At 60.9% G+C, this 14,478-nt stretch carries 13 protein-coding genes; 10 read left to right on the top strand and 3 right to left on the bottom strand.

Going from position 1 to position 14,478, the window contains the following annotated elements:
• Window positions 1-274: 274 nt before the first annotated feature.
• Window positions 275-1,558, top strand: a complete 1,284-nt coding sequence (hemL, locus tag QRN50_RS03020; protein WP_003399812.1) for a glutamate-1-semialdehyde 2,1-aminomutase — start codon at window positions 275-277, stop codon at window positions 1,556-1,558.
• Between the two features lie 296 nt (window positions 1,559-1,854).
• Window positions 1,855-2,403 carry a tetratricopeptide repeat protein gene (locus QRN50_RS03015; RefSeq protein ID WP_003399809.1) on the top strand — a complete coding sequence of 183 codons (549 nt, stop codon included), beginning with the start codon at window positions 1,855-1,857 and terminating at the stop codon, window positions 2,401-2,403.
• 42 nt (window positions 2,404-2,445) lie between these two features.
• Here QRN50_RS03015 and QRN50_RS03010 read toward each other — a convergent pair whose 3' ends face one another.
• On the bottom strand, window positions 2,446-2,772 hold the full coding sequence (locus QRN50_RS03010) for a DUF1820 family protein (protein ID WP_003313868.1): 327 nt from the start codon (window positions 2,770-2,772) through the stop codon (window positions 2,446-2,448).
• A gap of 139 nt (window positions 2,773-2,911) precedes the next feature.
• Between QRN50_RS03010 and miaB the strand changes: the two genes are divergently transcribed.
• From miaB to lnt, 5 genes are all read left to right on the top strand, one after another.
• Window positions 2,912-4,240, top strand: coding sequence for a tRNA (N6-isopentenyl adenosine(37)-C2)-methylthiotransferase MiaB (miaB, locus tag QRN50_RS03005; RefSeq protein ID WP_096127245.1), 1,329 nt, complete (start codon window positions 2,912-2,914; stop codon window positions 4,238-4,240).
• 176 nt (window positions 4,241-4,416) lie between these two features.
• Window positions 4,417-5,439, top strand: a complete 1,023-nt coding sequence (locus tag QRN50_RS03000) for a PhoH family protein (protein WP_003399802.1) — start codon at window positions 4,417-4,419, stop codon at window positions 5,437-5,439.
• The gene (gene ybeY, locus QRN50_RS02995) at window positions 5,432-5,932 is read left to right on the top strand and encodes an rRNA maturation RNase YbeY (RefSeq protein ID WP_003399800.1); all 501 of its coding nucleotides are present in this window, start codon (window positions 5,432-5,434) and stop codon (window positions 5,930-5,932) included. Before QRN50_RS03000 ends, ybeY begins: the two co-directional genes overlap by 8 nt.
• A 5-nt stretch (window positions 5,933-5,937) precedes the next feature.
• A complete protein-coding gene (locus QRN50_RS02990; protein ID WP_003368790.1) occupies window positions 5,938-6,780 on the top strand; it encodes a CorC family transporter in 843 nt (280 codons plus the stop codon).
• Window positions 6,781-6,808: 28 nt separating this feature from the next.
• On the top strand, window positions 6,809-8,329 hold the full coding sequence (lnt, locus tag QRN50_RS02985) for an apolipoprotein N-acyltransferase (RefSeq protein WP_024660994.1): 1,521 nt from the start codon (window positions 6,809-6,811) through the stop codon (window positions 8,327-8,329).
• A 66-nt stretch (window positions 8,330-8,395) separates the two neighbouring features.
• Here the strand turns inward: lnt and QRN50_RS02980 are convergent, their stop codons facing one another.
• Window positions 8,396-9,166, bottom strand: a complete 771-nt coding sequence (locus QRN50_RS02980) for a YdcF family protein (protein WP_011268978.1) — start codon at window positions 9,164-9,166, stop codon at window positions 8,396-8,398.
• 120 nt (window positions 9,167-9,286) lie between these two features.
• Entirely contained in the window at window positions 9,287-9,628 is a 342-nt protein-coding gene (locus QRN50_RS02975) for a hypothetical protein (RefSeq protein ID WP_011268979.1), read from the bottom strand.
• A 314-nt stretch (window positions 9,629-9,942) separates the two neighbouring features.
• Here QRN50_RS02975 and leuS point away from each other — a divergent pair, with 314 nt between their 5' ends.
• The 3 genes from leuS to holA all read left to right on the top strand — a co-directional run bounded on the left by leuS (window position 9,943) and on the right by holA (window position 14,322).
• Complete coding sequence (gene leuS / locus QRN50_RS02970) at window positions 9,943-12,549, top strand: leucine--tRNA ligase (protein ID WP_024651244.1); 2,607 nt, start codon at window positions 9,943-9,945, stop codon at window positions 12,547-12,549.
• 89 nt (window positions 12,550-12,638) lie between these two features.
• Window positions 12,639-13,244 (top strand): LPS-assembly lipoprotein LptE, encoded by a 606-nt coding sequence (locus QRN50_RS02965; protein ID WP_058822766.1) that lies wholly within the window; start codon window positions 12,639-12,641, stop codon window positions 13,242-13,244.
• Window positions 13,245-13,284: 40 nt separating this feature from the next.
• A complete protein-coding gene (gene holA / locus QRN50_RS02960) occupies window positions 13,285-14,322 on the top strand; it encodes a DNA polymerase III subunit delta (protein ID WP_003368796.1) in 1,038 nt (345 codons plus the stop codon).
• Window positions 14,323-14,478 lie beyond the last annotated feature (156 nt).

Genomic DNA, 14,478 nt, shown 5'->3' with positions numbered 1-14,478 from the left:
CACTGTGGGCGCGAGCCGGGCGACGCTTCGCTTGCTCGCGAAGGCGATGGTTTAGACCCGCTATTTTCGGGGCCTGCATTGCCCCCTTCGCGAGCAAGCTCGCTCCCACAAGTACGTGGATCCTCATTCGCAGCCGCGCTTCATTTGATATAGTGCGCGTTCCTGCGCCTTCTCTGGCTCATGCCACCCAATAAAGCAGCCCACCCTGAAGCTGCCCGCCTCGGCTGACCCCAGCGTAGACACGAATTCCCCGCTTCAAAGCAGAGACCCGATCATGTCCCGTTCCGAAACACTGTTCGCCAACGCCCAAAAACACATCCCCGGTGGCGTCAATTCGCCGGTTCGCGCCTTCAAGAGCGTGGGTGGCACGCCGCTGTTCTTCAAGCACGCTGCGGGCGCCTACGTGACTGACGAAGACGACAAGCGTTATGTGGATTACGTCGGCTCCTGGGGCCCTATGATTCTTGGCCATAGCCATCCCGACGTGCTCGACGCCGTGCGCAGCCAGCTGGAACACGGCCTGTCCTACGGTGCACCGACAGCCATGGAAACCGAAATGGCCGACCTGGTCTGCGAACTGGTGCCGTCCATGGAAATGGTGCGCATGGTCAGCTCGGGCACTGAAGCGACCATGAGCGCGATCCGTCTGGCCCGTGGTTTCACCGGCCGCGACAGCATCCTCAAGTTCGAAGGCTGCTACCACGGTCACTCCGACAGCCTGCTGGTCAAGGCCGGCTCCGGCGCACTGACCCTGGGCGTTCCCAGCTCGCCTGGCGTACCTGCAGCATTCGCGAAACACACCCTGACCGTGCCCTTCAACAACCTTGACGCCGTGCGTGACCTGCTGGCCGAAGTGGGTCAGGAAGTGGCGTGCATCATCGTCGAACCCGTGGCCGGCAACATGAACTGTGTGCCGCCCGCGCCTGGCTACCTGCAAGGGCTGCGCGAGCTGTGCGACGAGCACGGCGTGGTGCTGATTTTCGATGAAGTGATGACCGGTTTTCGCGTAGCCCTCGGCGGCGCACAGGCTTATTACGGCGTGACGCCCGACCTGAGCACCTTCGGCAAGATCATCGGTGGCGGCATGCCGGTCGGCTGCTTTGGCGGCAAACGCGAAATCATGTCGCACATCGCACCGCTCGGCCCGGTCTATCAGGCCGGCACCCTGTCGGGCAACCCGCTGGCGATGGCAGCCGGCCTCACCACGCTGCGCCTGATCAGCCGTCCAGGCTTTCACGATGAACTGAGCGACTACACCCGCCGCCTGCTCGAAGGTCTGCAACAGCGCGCCGATGCAGCCGGTATTCCGTTCGTGACGACCCAGGCCGGCGGCATGTTCGGCCTGTATTTCAGCGAAGCCGACGAAATCGTCACGTTTGAAGACGTGATGACCAGTGACTCCGAGCGCTTCAAGCGTTTCTTCCACCTGATGCTGGACGGCGGCGTGTACCTCGCGCCAAGCGCCTTCGAAGCGGGTTTCACCTCAATCGCCCATGGTGATGCCGAGTTGAAACTGACCCTGGATGCCGCAGAAAAGGCATTCGCTGCGCTGAAATAAGCTCCTCAGGCATCACTCGCGCAGGGTGTCAGTGAACCGGCGCGAGTGATGACTGCAAATGAAACTGAACGTTAAGTATGCATTTTGCTTCTACAATGCACTGCGAACGCTGCATATACACGCCGACAACAACCCTGTTTCAGGTAATCCGCCCGTAAAGAAGGGTGTTTTCAGGCCGTGCAGCAGAAAATCCGTAAAGACTTTGTAAGGTTGGCTCTGCTTATTTCATAATGCGCAGCCAGCACGTTTAGCTGGTCGGGCATGCCCGCACCTTTTTCAGAGGTAAGTCGACTCCCATGAACCGCACCGGCCGCACCCTTGTATTGGGCTGCCTGTTGCTTGTCTATCCCCTGCTGGCAACTGCCGGCGGCAACTCGTTGTTAGTACCGGCGATGGGTCGTTGCACCCTCAATACCCAGCCAGAGAACCTGCCTGCAGCGCTCGAAGCCTGCCAGCAGGCCGCCAAGGGTGGGGACGCGCAGGCACAGTACGAGTTGGGTGAGTTCTATTACGAGGGCAAAAATGCACCTCGCGATTTGCCGCAGGCGCTGAATTATTTCGAGCAGGCTTCACTGCAGGGCCATGCCCAGGCGCAGTACCAGCTGGGCTTGATGTTCAGCCGTGGCGAAGGTGTGCAGGCCAACAACATTCAGGCGTACATCGTGCTGAAGATGGCCGCGGTCAACGGTTCGGAAGAGGCGCTGGACGCTGCCGACGAAGTGTCGGCGAAGATGCCGCGTGACGAGCTCGAAGTGGCCACTCAGGTACTGGGGCAGATTTTCCGCAAATACCTGCTTGAACTGCAGACCGCCGAAGGGCGCAGTCCTTTCTCTCCGTTGCCCTGATCAGGAATCTTTCAGGGCAGTCGCGATGCAAACCTGCAACGCTTACTTTTCCGGCATCGGCATGGGGAACGGCATTACATTGCTGGTACCGCGCGCCTCGCTGATCTTCGGCGTGCCCATGCGTTCGACTTCATCGATGCGCACAATCGAGTGCATCGGCACAAAACTGCGCACCACGCCTTCGAACTGGGCCTTGAGCTTCTCTTCGCTGGGGTCCACCACAACGGTCGTGCGCTCGCCGAAGACGAATTCTTCAACTTCCAGAAAGCCCCACAGATCACTTTGGTAGATCTGCTTGGCGTACATCTCGAACACCTGTCCCTGGTTGAGGAAAATCACCTTGTAGATTGGAGCTTCGCGTTTGGTCATAACGGGCGGGTAACGATCAGAGATGAAAAAGGGGCGCGGACTATAGCATGTCCGCCCGCCTCGTCGGACAGCCAACGCTAGGAACCCGAGCCCTTCATCCTTATAATGCGCGGTTCACTGACACGGTTGATCATCACGCATGGCCAAAAAGCTTTATATCGAAACCCACGGTTGCCAGATGAACGAGTACGACAGCTCGCGCATGGTCGACCTGCTGGGCGAACATCAGGCCCTGGAAGTCACCGCTCGCGCGGAAGACGCCGACGTGATCCTGCTCAATACCTGCTCGATTCGTGAGCGCGCCCAGGACCGGGTGTATTCCCAGCTCGGCCGCTGGCGTGAGCTGAAGCTGGCCAATCCGGAAATGGTCATCGCCGTCGGTGGCTGCGTGGCCAGCCAGGAAGGCGCAGCCATTCGCGATCGCGCACCCTATGTGGACGTGGTGTTCGGCCCGCAGACCCTGCACCGCCTGCCGGAAATGATCGACGCCGCACGCGTGACCCGCTTGCCGCAGATCGACGTCTCGTTCCCGGAAATCGAAAAGTTCGACCATTTGCCCGAGCCACGCGTCGATGGCCCGAGTGCTTATGTGTCGGTGATGGAAGGCTGCAGCAAATACTGCACGTTCTGCGTGGTGCCCTACACCCGTGGCGAGGAAGTCAGTCGTCCGTTTGACGACGTGCTGAGCGAAGTAATCCACCTGGCCGAAAACGGCGTGCGTGAAGTCACCCTGCTGGGGCAGAACGTCAACGGTTATCGCGGCACCACCCAAGACGGCCGCGTTGCAGACCTGGCGGACCTGATCCGTGTGGTCGCCGCCGTCGATGGCATCGACCGCATTCGCTACACCACCTCGCACCCGCTGGAGTTTTCCGACAGCCTGATCCAGGCCCACGCGGAAGTGCCGGAGCTGGTCAAACACCTGCATTTGCCTGTGCAATCGGGTTCCGACCGCATCCTGGCGGCGATGAAGCGCAACCACACCACGCTGGAATACAAGTCCCGCTTGCGCAAGCTCAGGGCCGCAGTGCCGGACATCAGTATCAGTTCCGACTTCATCGTCGGCTTCCCCGGCGAGACCGAAAAGGATTTCGACAACACCATGAAGTTGATCGAGGACGTGGGTTTCGACTTCTCGTTCTCGTTCGTCTACAGCCCGCGTCCGGGCACGCCCGCCGCGGACCTCAAGGACGACACGCCGGAAGCCCTGAAAAAAGAGCGACTGGCGGCGCTGCAACATCGTCTGAACCAGCAGGGTTTCGAGATCAGCCGACAGATGGTCGGCAGCATCCAGCGCATTCTGGTAACCGACTACTCGAAGAAAGACCCGGGAGAACTGCAGGGGCGCACCGAGAACAACCGGATTGTCAATTTTCGCTGCGACAACCCCAAATTGATCGGGCAGTTTGCCGATGTACACATCGATGATGCACAGCCTCACTCATTGCGCGGCTCGCTGCTACAGTAAAACCTGAGTGTCGGCGCAGAAACGAATCGCCGAATGAATTCGTTTCTGCGCGGTCCCTACCATTGAGCACGGTGAATCCCTGGCGCGGCCTTTAACAAGGCAAAGCTTTCGCACAACCAGCGCTAGGGTTATTCTTCAATACATCTCAATTGCCGCCGGACGGCCATTAAACGACCTTGAACGCACCCATAGAACCTCATCGCTTCACCCTCGAGCCTTTCGAGGCCCATCGTTTCGCCAACCTGTGCGGGCAACTCGACGAGCACTTGCGCCTGATCGAGCAACGCCTGGACATCGAGATCCGCAATCGCGGCAATCAATTCGAACTCATTGGCGACCCCAAACAAAGTCATTCCGCCGAGAACCTTCTGCGCCGTCTGTACCGGGAAACCAAAGGTACCGAACTGACGCCGGACATGGTCCACCTGTTTCTCCAGGAATCGGGTGTGGACGGCCTCGACAACCACCCTGCCGCCGAAGTCGGCGTCTCGCTGCGCACCAAAAAGGGCATGATTCGCCCGCGTGGCCTGAACCAGCAGCGTTACGTCAAGGAAGTCCTCAGCAACGACATCAACTTCGGCATCGGCCCTGCGGGTACCGGCAAGACCTACCTGGCGGTGGCCTGTGCGGTGGATGCACTGGAGCGCGAGCAGATTCGACGCATCCTGCTGGTGCGCCCGGCGGTCGAGGCTGGCGAGAAGCTGGGCTTCCTGCCCGGCGATCTGGCGCAGAAGATCGACCCGTACCTGCGCCCGCTGTATGACGCGCTGTACGAGATGCTCGGTTTCGAATACGTCGCCAAGCTGATCGAGAAGCAGGTCATTGAAGTGGCACCGCTGGCTTACATGCGCGGACGCACCCTTAATAACAGCTTCATCATTCTCGACGAAAGTCAGAACACCACCGTCGAGCAGATGAAGATGTTCCTGACCCGTATCGGCTTCGGCTCCACGGCCGTGATCACCGGCGACATCACCCAGGTCGACCTGCCCAAAGGCACTCGCTCCGGGCTGACGCATGTCATCGATGTGCTCAAGGACGTGCCGGGCATCAGCTTCACGCACTTCAAACCCAAGGATGTGGTTCGCCACCCGCTGGTACAGCGCATCGTCGAAGCCTACGAGCGTTTCGACGACCGCCTCAGCGATGGTCCGTCGGGCAACAACAGTTACCCACGGGACAAACACCGCGATGCTTGAGCTGGACCTGCAGGTTGCAAGCGAGACCAGCGCCCCTGACGAAGCCCGATTGCGCCTCTGGTGTGAAATGGGCTTGCGTCAGCGCAGTGCCGACTCCGAGCTGACCATCCGCCTGGTTGACGAAACCGAAGGCCGTGAGCTCAATAACACCTGGCGACACAAAAATTACGCAACAAACGTGCTTTCATTCCCGGCGGACGTTCCGGACGACATGCTGGACATCCCGTTGCTGGGCGATCTGGTCATCTGCGTTCCGGTCGTCAACCGTGAAGCCGTTGAACAGGGCAAGTCCGTCGACGCGCACTGGGCGCACATGGTCATTCATGGCTGCCTGCATCTGTTGGGTTACGACCACATCGATGATGAAGAAGCCGAAGAAATGGAAGCACTGGAACGAACGTTGCTTGAGGAGCTGGGCTATCCCGATCCTTACGCCGACGACGAAAGTGCCGACCCTCCCCATTCAGACACACCAAGCAAGGACCACGAGTAAGGGCTATGAGCGAAGACCGATCGAGCAACGGGCAAAAGTCATGGTTGGGTAAACTGACCCAGGCCTTTGTCCATGAGCCGAAAAACCGCCAGGAGCTGCTTGAGCTGCTGCGCGAAGCCCACCAGAACAAACTGCTGGACAGCGAAGCGCTGGCCATCGTCGAGGGCGCCATTCAAGTGGCTGACCTGCAAGTGCGCGACATCATGGTGCCGCGCTCGCAGATGATCAGCATCAAGGCGACCCAGACACCCCGTGAATTTCTGCCGGCGGTCATCGATGCTGCGCACTCGCGCTATCCGGTGATCGGCGAGAGCCACGATGACGTGCTCGGTGTGCTGCTGGCCAAGGATCTGCTGCCGCTGATCCTCAAGGCCGACGGCGACAGTGATGACGTCAAGAAGCTGCTGCGTCCGGCCACCTTCGTGCCCGAATCCAAGCGTCTCAACGTGCTGCTGCGCGAATTTCGCGCCAATCACAACCACATGGCCATCGTCATTGACGAATACGGCGGCGTGGCAGGTCTGGTGACCATCGAAGACGTGCTGGAACAGATCGTCGGCGACATCGAAGACGAGCATGACGTCGAGGAAGACAGCTACATCAAACCGCTTCCCAGCGGCGACTTCCTGGTCAAGGCCCTTACCCCGGTCGAGAATTTCAACGAATTCTTCGACAGCACGTTCTCGGACGACGAGTTCGACACCGTGGGCGGTCTGGTGATGAATGCCTTCGGCCACCTGCCCAAGCGCAACGAAATCACTGAAATCGGTGCCTATCGTTTCCGCATCCTGAGCGCTGACAGCCGTCGCATTCATTTGCTGCGCGTGACGCCCATTTCACGTCCGTAAACACTTGATGCTGCTTTAAGGAATCTACATGCGCTGGATAACCCGCCCCGGCTGGCCCGGTAACCTGCTGGCCCTGGCGGCTGGCGGGCTCACGACCTTCGCCCTGGCGCCTTTCGACCTCTGGCCTCTGGTGCTGGTGGCAGTGGCGATGTTCTATCTGGGCCTGCGCGACCTGAACCCGCGCCAGGCACTGGCCCGCGGCTGGTGCTACGGCTTCGGTCTGTACGGCGCCGGCACCAGCTGGATCTACGTCAGCATTCACACCTACGGCGGCGCGTCTGTACTGCTGGCCGGGCTGCTGATGCTGCTGTTCATCGCCGCCATTGCCCTGTTCTTTGCCCTGCCCGCCTGGGTCTGGGCGCGCTGGCTGCGTCGCAATGAGGCACCGCTGGCTGATGCGCTGGCCTTCGCAGCCCTGTGGCTGTGGCAGGAAGCGTTTCGCGGCTGGTTTCTCACCGGTTTCCCGTGGCTCTATTCCGGCTACAGTCAGCTCGACGGTCCACTGGCCGGGCTCGCCCCCGTCGGCGGCGTATGGCTGATTTCGTTCTCGCTGGCGATGACTGCTGCACTGTTGTGCAACCTGCACCGCCTGCGTGCACGCAAATCGTTTCTGGCCATGGGCGTGGTGCTGTTGCTGGCCCCGTGGGTGACAGGCCTGGCCCTCAAGGGGCACGCCTGGACATCGCCGTCCGGCGCGCCACTGAAAGTCGCGGCGATGCAGGGCAACGTCGAACAAAGCATGAAGTGGGACCCGCAAAAGCTCAACGATCAGCTGGCCCTGTACCGCGACATGACTTTCCGTTCGCAGCAGGCAGACCTGATCGTCTGGCCGGAAACCGCCGTGCCGGTGCTCAAGGAAAGCGCAGAAGGCTATCTGTCGATGATGGGCAAGTTCGCTTCGGACCGCGGCGCGGCACTGATCACCGGCGTACCGGTGCGCGAACCGACCGGGCGCGGTGAGTACCGCTATTACAACGGCATCACGGTCACAGGTCAGGGTGACGGCACCTACTACAAGCAGAAACTTGTGCCGTTCGGTGAATACGTGCCGCTGCAGGACCTGCTGCGCGGGCTGATTTCCTTCTTCGATCTGCCAATGTCGGACTTCGCGCGCGGCCCGAACGATCAGGCGTTATTGCAGGCCAAGGGTTATCACATCGCGCCGTTCATCTGCTACGAAGTGGTCTATCCCGAGTTTGCCGCTGGCCTGTCGGCGCAAAGCGACCTGCTGCTGACGGTCAGCAACGACACCTGGTTCGGCACCTCGATAGGCCCTCTGCAACACTTGCAAATGGCCCAGATGCGCGCCCTTGAAGCGGGTCGCTGGATGATCCGCGCCACCAACAACGGCGTGACCGCGCTGATCGACCCGTTCGGCAAAATCACCGAGCAGATTCCGCAGTTCGAACGCGGCGTGCTGTACGGCGAAGTAGTGCCGATGCATGAACTCACGCCGTATCTGCACTGGCGCTCGTGGCCGCTGGCAATTGTCTGCCTGCTGCTGTTTGGCTGGGCATTGATGGCGGCACGGATTTCCAAGACCGTCTGACTGTACGAAGCCGGTTTCATCTGCCTGCAGGCGGAATCGGCTTCAAATGATCACTGCTCCAGATGATCATTGCCCCTTCCGATAGACCCACGGATACACCAGCAAGCCTGCGGCTTCATTGAGCAGCATCCCGCTCTGCGTGAACACGCGACTTTCAGGCAGCCAGCCACCAAAAGGCCGAGCGTTGTCGACCCCCAGAAAGCCGACCGGCGCACCCACCACCGTGAAACCCGCCTGCTCGAAGCTCCAGCGTGCCCGCGGCATGTGCCAGGCCTGAGTCACCAGCACCACGCGCTTGATACCTTGCGGCTGCAGAATCGCGGCGCTCATGGTTGCGTTTTCCCATGTGGTGCGGCTCAGCCCCTCCTGCCAGCGCACCGTCACGGCAAAATCGTCCTGCAGCGACTGCGCCATGATCGCCGCCTCGCTGGGCGGCTGGTCAAAATGCAGGCCGCCAGAGGTCAGTATTGGCAGTCCGGATTCTTTCGCCAATCGCGCCGCCAGACGCAGGCGCTCCAGCCCAAGACCGGTGGGCGTGTCTGTGCCCCAGGTCGGCGAGTTGCGCTCGCGCCCGTTGCCCAGCACCACAATGGCATCCGCCTGCTGCGCCAGCATCGCCCACCGCTGTTGCGGCAAGGGCGGGATCTGCTCCAGTCTACGAGCGGCGAACTCTACGGCGACCGGCAGACTCATCAGCCACAATCCGCCGAGGCCGACCGCGAAAAACGCCGTCGCCAGACGTGGCCGGGAGCGACGCAACCACCAGCCGAGGATCAGCAGGACAAACAGAATGCCGGGCGGCAAAAGGAGGGTTTTGAGCAGGTAACGCAAGGGCATCGGGACATCTCCATGAGTGCCCGCAGCCTAGAATGTTTGCAGGCACGCGACAATGCCTGGAGCAGGAAGCCGATGATAGCCAGGCCCTTGGCCTGCGCGCGCAGGCAGGCGTGCAATTGCCTAAGTGTTACGGCCCAGCCGTACTGACGCCTTGGCTCGTCGCCGATCCTTCAGCCACACGATCGTGGCTGACGCTCGGGGCGACCGGCCATGCTCCGCAGCAACCACACCGTTGCCCGTAGACGTGTCCACGACAGCTGCGCCTGCGTCCCCGCTACCTTTTTCGAGATAGGCCTCGATCAACTGGAACTCGGCGCGGCTCAACCCCTTGAGCTCAAGCTCGGCAGGCGACTCGTTTCGGAGCCGGACCGAGGTACTCGCCGTCTCGAGTGCAAGTCCGAGACGGTCGATCAGACGCCCATACAGCCTGGATAGACTTACAACATGCTGCAACTCTGTCATCCGCTCACCTCATCGAAGATAAATCATCACCCTCGCGTTTGAGCTTAGCGCTGCTGCAAGAACCGGCATGGAACTACGACCAACGGCCAGATAAGGTTGTCGGCCGGGCGTTGAGCCCACACGGGGACGCAATCAGGGTTTCCCTCGATAGACGGCCCTCATGTATGCTACTGCGCTTCCTGTAATTCCACTTCCGCGCTCTTGAGCCCGAACGCACCGCACAGACAGTTGCAATTGTCCGCCACGCGGTGCCGACCTGACTCGGCGAAGCAATGAAGAGGTCAAGGGTCACTAATCCTTAGTAAAAAGTAGCCATGCACGAACTCTATCAGCCCCGTGAAATCGAAGCCGCCGCCCAAACGTTCTGGGATGAGCAAAAGTCTTTTGAAGTCAGTGAACAGCCAGGCAAGGACACCTTCTATTGCCTGTCGATGTTTCCTTACCCGAGCGGCAAGCTGCACATGGGTCATGTGCGCAACTACACCATTGGTGACGTGATCTCCCGCTACCAGCGCATGCTCGGCAAGAATGTTCTGCAGCCACTGGGCTGGGACGCTTTCGGCATGCCGGCTGAAAACGCCGCCATCGACAACAACGTCGCGCCGGCCAAGTGGACCTACGAAAACATCGACTACATGAAGACCCAGCTCAAGAGCCTGGGTCTGGCGGTTGACTGGTCGCGCGAAGTCACCACCTGCAAGCCTGATTACTACCGCTGGGAACAATGGCTGTTCACTCGCCTGTTCGAAAAAGGCGTGATCTACCGCAAGAACGGCACCGTGAACTGGGACCCGATCGACCAGACCGTACTGGCCAACGAGCAGGTCATCGACGGCCGCGGCTGGCGTTCCGGCGCGCTGATCGAAAAGCGCGAAATCCCGATGTACTACTTCAAGATCACCGCGTACGCCGATGAGCTGCTGGAAAGCCTCGACGAACTGCCGGGCTGGCCTGAACAGGTCAAGACCATGCAGCGCAACTGGATCGGCCGTTCGCGCGGCATGGAAGTGCAGTTTCCGTACGACCAGGCGTCGATCGGCGAAGCCGGTGCCCTGAAAGTCTTCACCACCCGCCCTGACACCCTGATGGGGGCGACCTACGTCGCCGTGGCGGCTGAACACCCGCTGGCAACCCTGGCCGCGCAAGGCAACCCCGCCCTGCAGGCGTTCATCGATGAATGCAAGGGCGGCAGCGTTGCCGAAGCCGACGTTGCCACACAGGAAAAGAAAGGCCAAGCGACCTCGTTGTTCGTCGAGCATCCACTGACTGGCGAGAAACTGCCGGTGTGGGTCGCCAACTACGTGCTGATGCACTACGGCGATGGCGCGGTCATGGCCGTACCGGCACACGACGAGCGTGATTTCGAGTTCGCCACCCAGTACGGTCTGCCGATCAAGCCCGTGGTCCGCACCAGCGCCGGCGACCAAACGCCGGCCCCATGGCAACCGGCCTACGGTGAGCATGGCGAGCTGATCAACTCCGGCGAGTTCACCGGCCTGACCTTCCAGGACGCGTTTGACGCCATTGAAGCCGCGCTGGTCAAGAAATCCCTGGGCCAGTCCCGTACCCAGTTCCGCCTGCGCGACTGGGGCATCAGCCGCCAGCGCTACTGGGGCTGCCCGATCCCTATCGTGCATTGCGACACCTGCGGCGACGTGCCGGTCCCGGAAGACCAGTTGCCGGTTGTCCTGCCGGAAGATGTCGTGCCCGACGGCGCTGGCTCGCCACTGGCGCGCATGCCCGGGTTCTACGAATGCAGCTGCCCGAAATGCGGCGCACCGGCCAAGCGTGAAACCGACACCATGGACACCTTCGTCGAGTCCTCGTGGTACTACGCGCGCTACGCGTCGCCTCATTACGAGGGTGGTCTGGTCGAGCCGAACGCTGCCAACCACTGGCTGCCGGTGGATCAGTACATCGGCGGTATCGAACACGCGATTCTGCACCTGCTCTACGCCCGCTTCTTCCACAAGCTGATGCGCGACGAAGGCCTGGTAACCTCGAACGAACCGTTCAAGAACCTGCTCACCCAGGGTATGGTCAACGCCGAAACCTACTTCCGCATGGAAACCAGCGGCAAGAAAACCTGGATCAACCCGGCCGACGTGACCCTCGAAAGAGACGCCAAGGCCAAGGTGATCAGCGCCAGACTGACCAGCGACGGCTTGCCGGTGGAAATCGGCGGCACTGAAAAGATGTCGAAGTCGAAGAAAAACGGCATCGACCCACAGACCATGATCGACCAGTACGGTGCCGACACCTGCCGTCTGTTCATGATGTTCGCCTCCCCGCCCGACATGAGCCTGGAATGGTCCGACTCGGGCGTCGAAGGTTCGCATCGTTTCCTGCGCCGCGTATGGCGTCTGGCTCAGGCGCATGTAGCTCAAGGGCCATCGACCGGCCTGGACGTTGCGGCGTTGACCGATGAGCAGAAAGCCATCCGCCGCGCGATTCATCAGGCGATCAGACAGGCGAGCCAGGATATTGGCCAGAACCAGAAATTCAACACCGCTGTCGCGCAAGTGATGACGCTGATGAACGTGCTGGAAAAGGCCCCGCAGGACACACCGCAGGATCGCGCCCTGATGCAGGAAGGCGTGGAAACCGTCGCCCTGCTGCTGGCTCCGATCACACCGCACATCAGCCACGAACTGTGGAAGCAACTGGGCCACAATGAGCCGGTGATCGACGCGGGCTGGCCTGCATTCGATGCAAGCGCGCTGGTACAGGACAGTCTGCAACTGGTGATTCAGGTCAACGGCAAGCTGCGTGGTCACATCGAGATGCCCGCCAGCGCCAGCCGCGAAGAGGTCGAAGCGGCCGCACGCGTCAACGAGAACGTATTGCGCTTCACTGATGGCCTGACCATTCGCAAGGTGATCGTCGTGCCTGGCAAGCTGGTCAACATCGTCGCAAGCTGATTGGATCGGGCGCCCGGCAAATGCAGGGCGCCGAACATATTTCCAGGGCACGCACTGGCGGCCCAAACGGATTCAAGGGGAGCATCAAGATGATCAAACGCAATTTGCTGGTGATGGGCCTGGCTGTTCTGTTGAGTGCCTGTGGCTTCCAGCTGCGTGGCACCGGTACCACCGAGCTGGCGATCAAGGAGCTGGATGTCAGCGCCCGCAACGCCTATGGCGAAACCGTGACGCAACTCACTCGCCTGCTGACCAGCTCCGGCGTCAAGGTCTATACCGGCGCGCCTTACAAGCTGATGCTGACCAACGAGGCCGAGACTCAGCGCACCATCAGCTACTCGGGCTCGGGTCGCTCGGCTGAATACCAGCTGACCACCACCCTGACCTATGAAGTGCATGGCGACAGGGATCGCATGCTGCTTGGCGATAAAGTCACCGCAGACCGTTCCTACGTGCACGACGGCAACAATCTGACCGGTTCCGACCAGGAAGCCGCCCAGGTTCGTCAGGAAATGCGCAACGACCTGATCCAGAAAATGATGGCTCGCTTGCAGCAACTGACCCCTTCGCGTCTGGACGAGCTGCAGGCCAAGGCCGATGCGGTTGCCAAGGCCGAAGCCGACGCACTGGAGGCTGCCCAGCGAATCCGCGACGAGACGCCTCAGCAGTCGCCTGTCGAAGTTCCAGCCAGATAAGTGTTCGGGGCCGTTCTCCGGCCCCGATATGCTCTGACTCATGAAACTCGCCCCCGCCCAACTCGGCAAGCACTTGCAAGGCACACTTGCGCCCGTCTATGTGATCAGCGGTGACGATCCGCTGCTCTGCCAGGAAGCAGCTGACGCCATTCGCGCAGCCGCACGCCAGCAAGGCTTCGATGAGCGGCAGGTATTCAGCGCCGACGCCAGCTTCGACTGGGGCACATTGCTCCAGGCGGGTGCCAGCATGTCGCTGTTTGCCGAACGCCGCCTCCTGGAGCTGCGTCTGCCCTCCGGCAAGCCCGGCGACAAGGGTGCTGCGGCACTTATGGAATACTGCGCCAGACCTGCCGAAGACACCCTGCTGCTGATCAGCCTGCCCAAGCTCGATGGCAGTGCGCAGAAAACCAAATGGGGCAAGGCCCTGGTCGAAGGCGCGCAAACCCAGTTCGTGCAAATCTGGCCGGTGGACATCGGCCAGCTGCCGCAATGGATCCGCCAGCGCCTGTCGCAGGCAGGTCTGGCAGCGACTCAGGACGCTGTCGAACTGATCGCGGCCCGAGTCGAAGGCAACCTGTTGGCCGCCGCGCAGGAAATCGAAAAGCTCAAATTGATGGCCGAAGAAGGCCAGATCACTGTCGAGACCGTGCAGGCGGCCGTAGCCGACAGTGCGCGCTTCGACGTATTTGGCCTGACCGATGCAGTGCTCAATGGCGAAGCTGCCCACGCGTTGCGCATGCTCGAAGGACTGCGTGGCGAAGGGGTCGAAACGCCAGTGATTCTCTGGGCATTGACCCGCGAACTGCGCGCCCTGGCCAACATGTCGCAACAGTTCAGCCAGGGCGTACCGCTGGACAAGGTGTTCAGCTCGGCACGCCCGCCGATCTGGGACAAGCGCAAGCCACTGATGAGCAAAGCCCTGCAACGCCACTCGGCAAAACGCTGGAGCCAGCTGCTCATGGATGCGCAACGCATCGATGCGCAGATCAAAGGCCAGGCAGCAGGCTCGCCCTGGAGCAGCCTGAGCCGACTGGCGTTGCTGATGGCAGGGCAACGATTGGCATTGCCTGCGGAGTAGGCAGGTGTTGTCGACTCTCGTTCCCACGCTCTGCGTGGTAATGCCCTTCAGGACGCTCTGCGTCCTCCTGTGACGCGGAGCGGCACGATAATCAAAGCGAGGCAAGCTCGCTTGTGTCTTTGATCAAGGTAAAGTCTGGGGTGAGAGGGGTGGATG

Source organism: Pseudomonas sp. MEJ108, from assembly GCF_030208985.1.
GTDB classification, from domain to species: domain Bacteria; phylum Pseudomonadota; class Gammaproteobacteria; order Pseudomonadales; family Pseudomonadaceae; genus Aquipseudomonas; species Aquipseudomonas fragariae.
The sequence above is the reverse complement of the archived record's forward strand: the minus strand, read 5'-3'. Positions and strand labels throughout refer to the sequence as shown.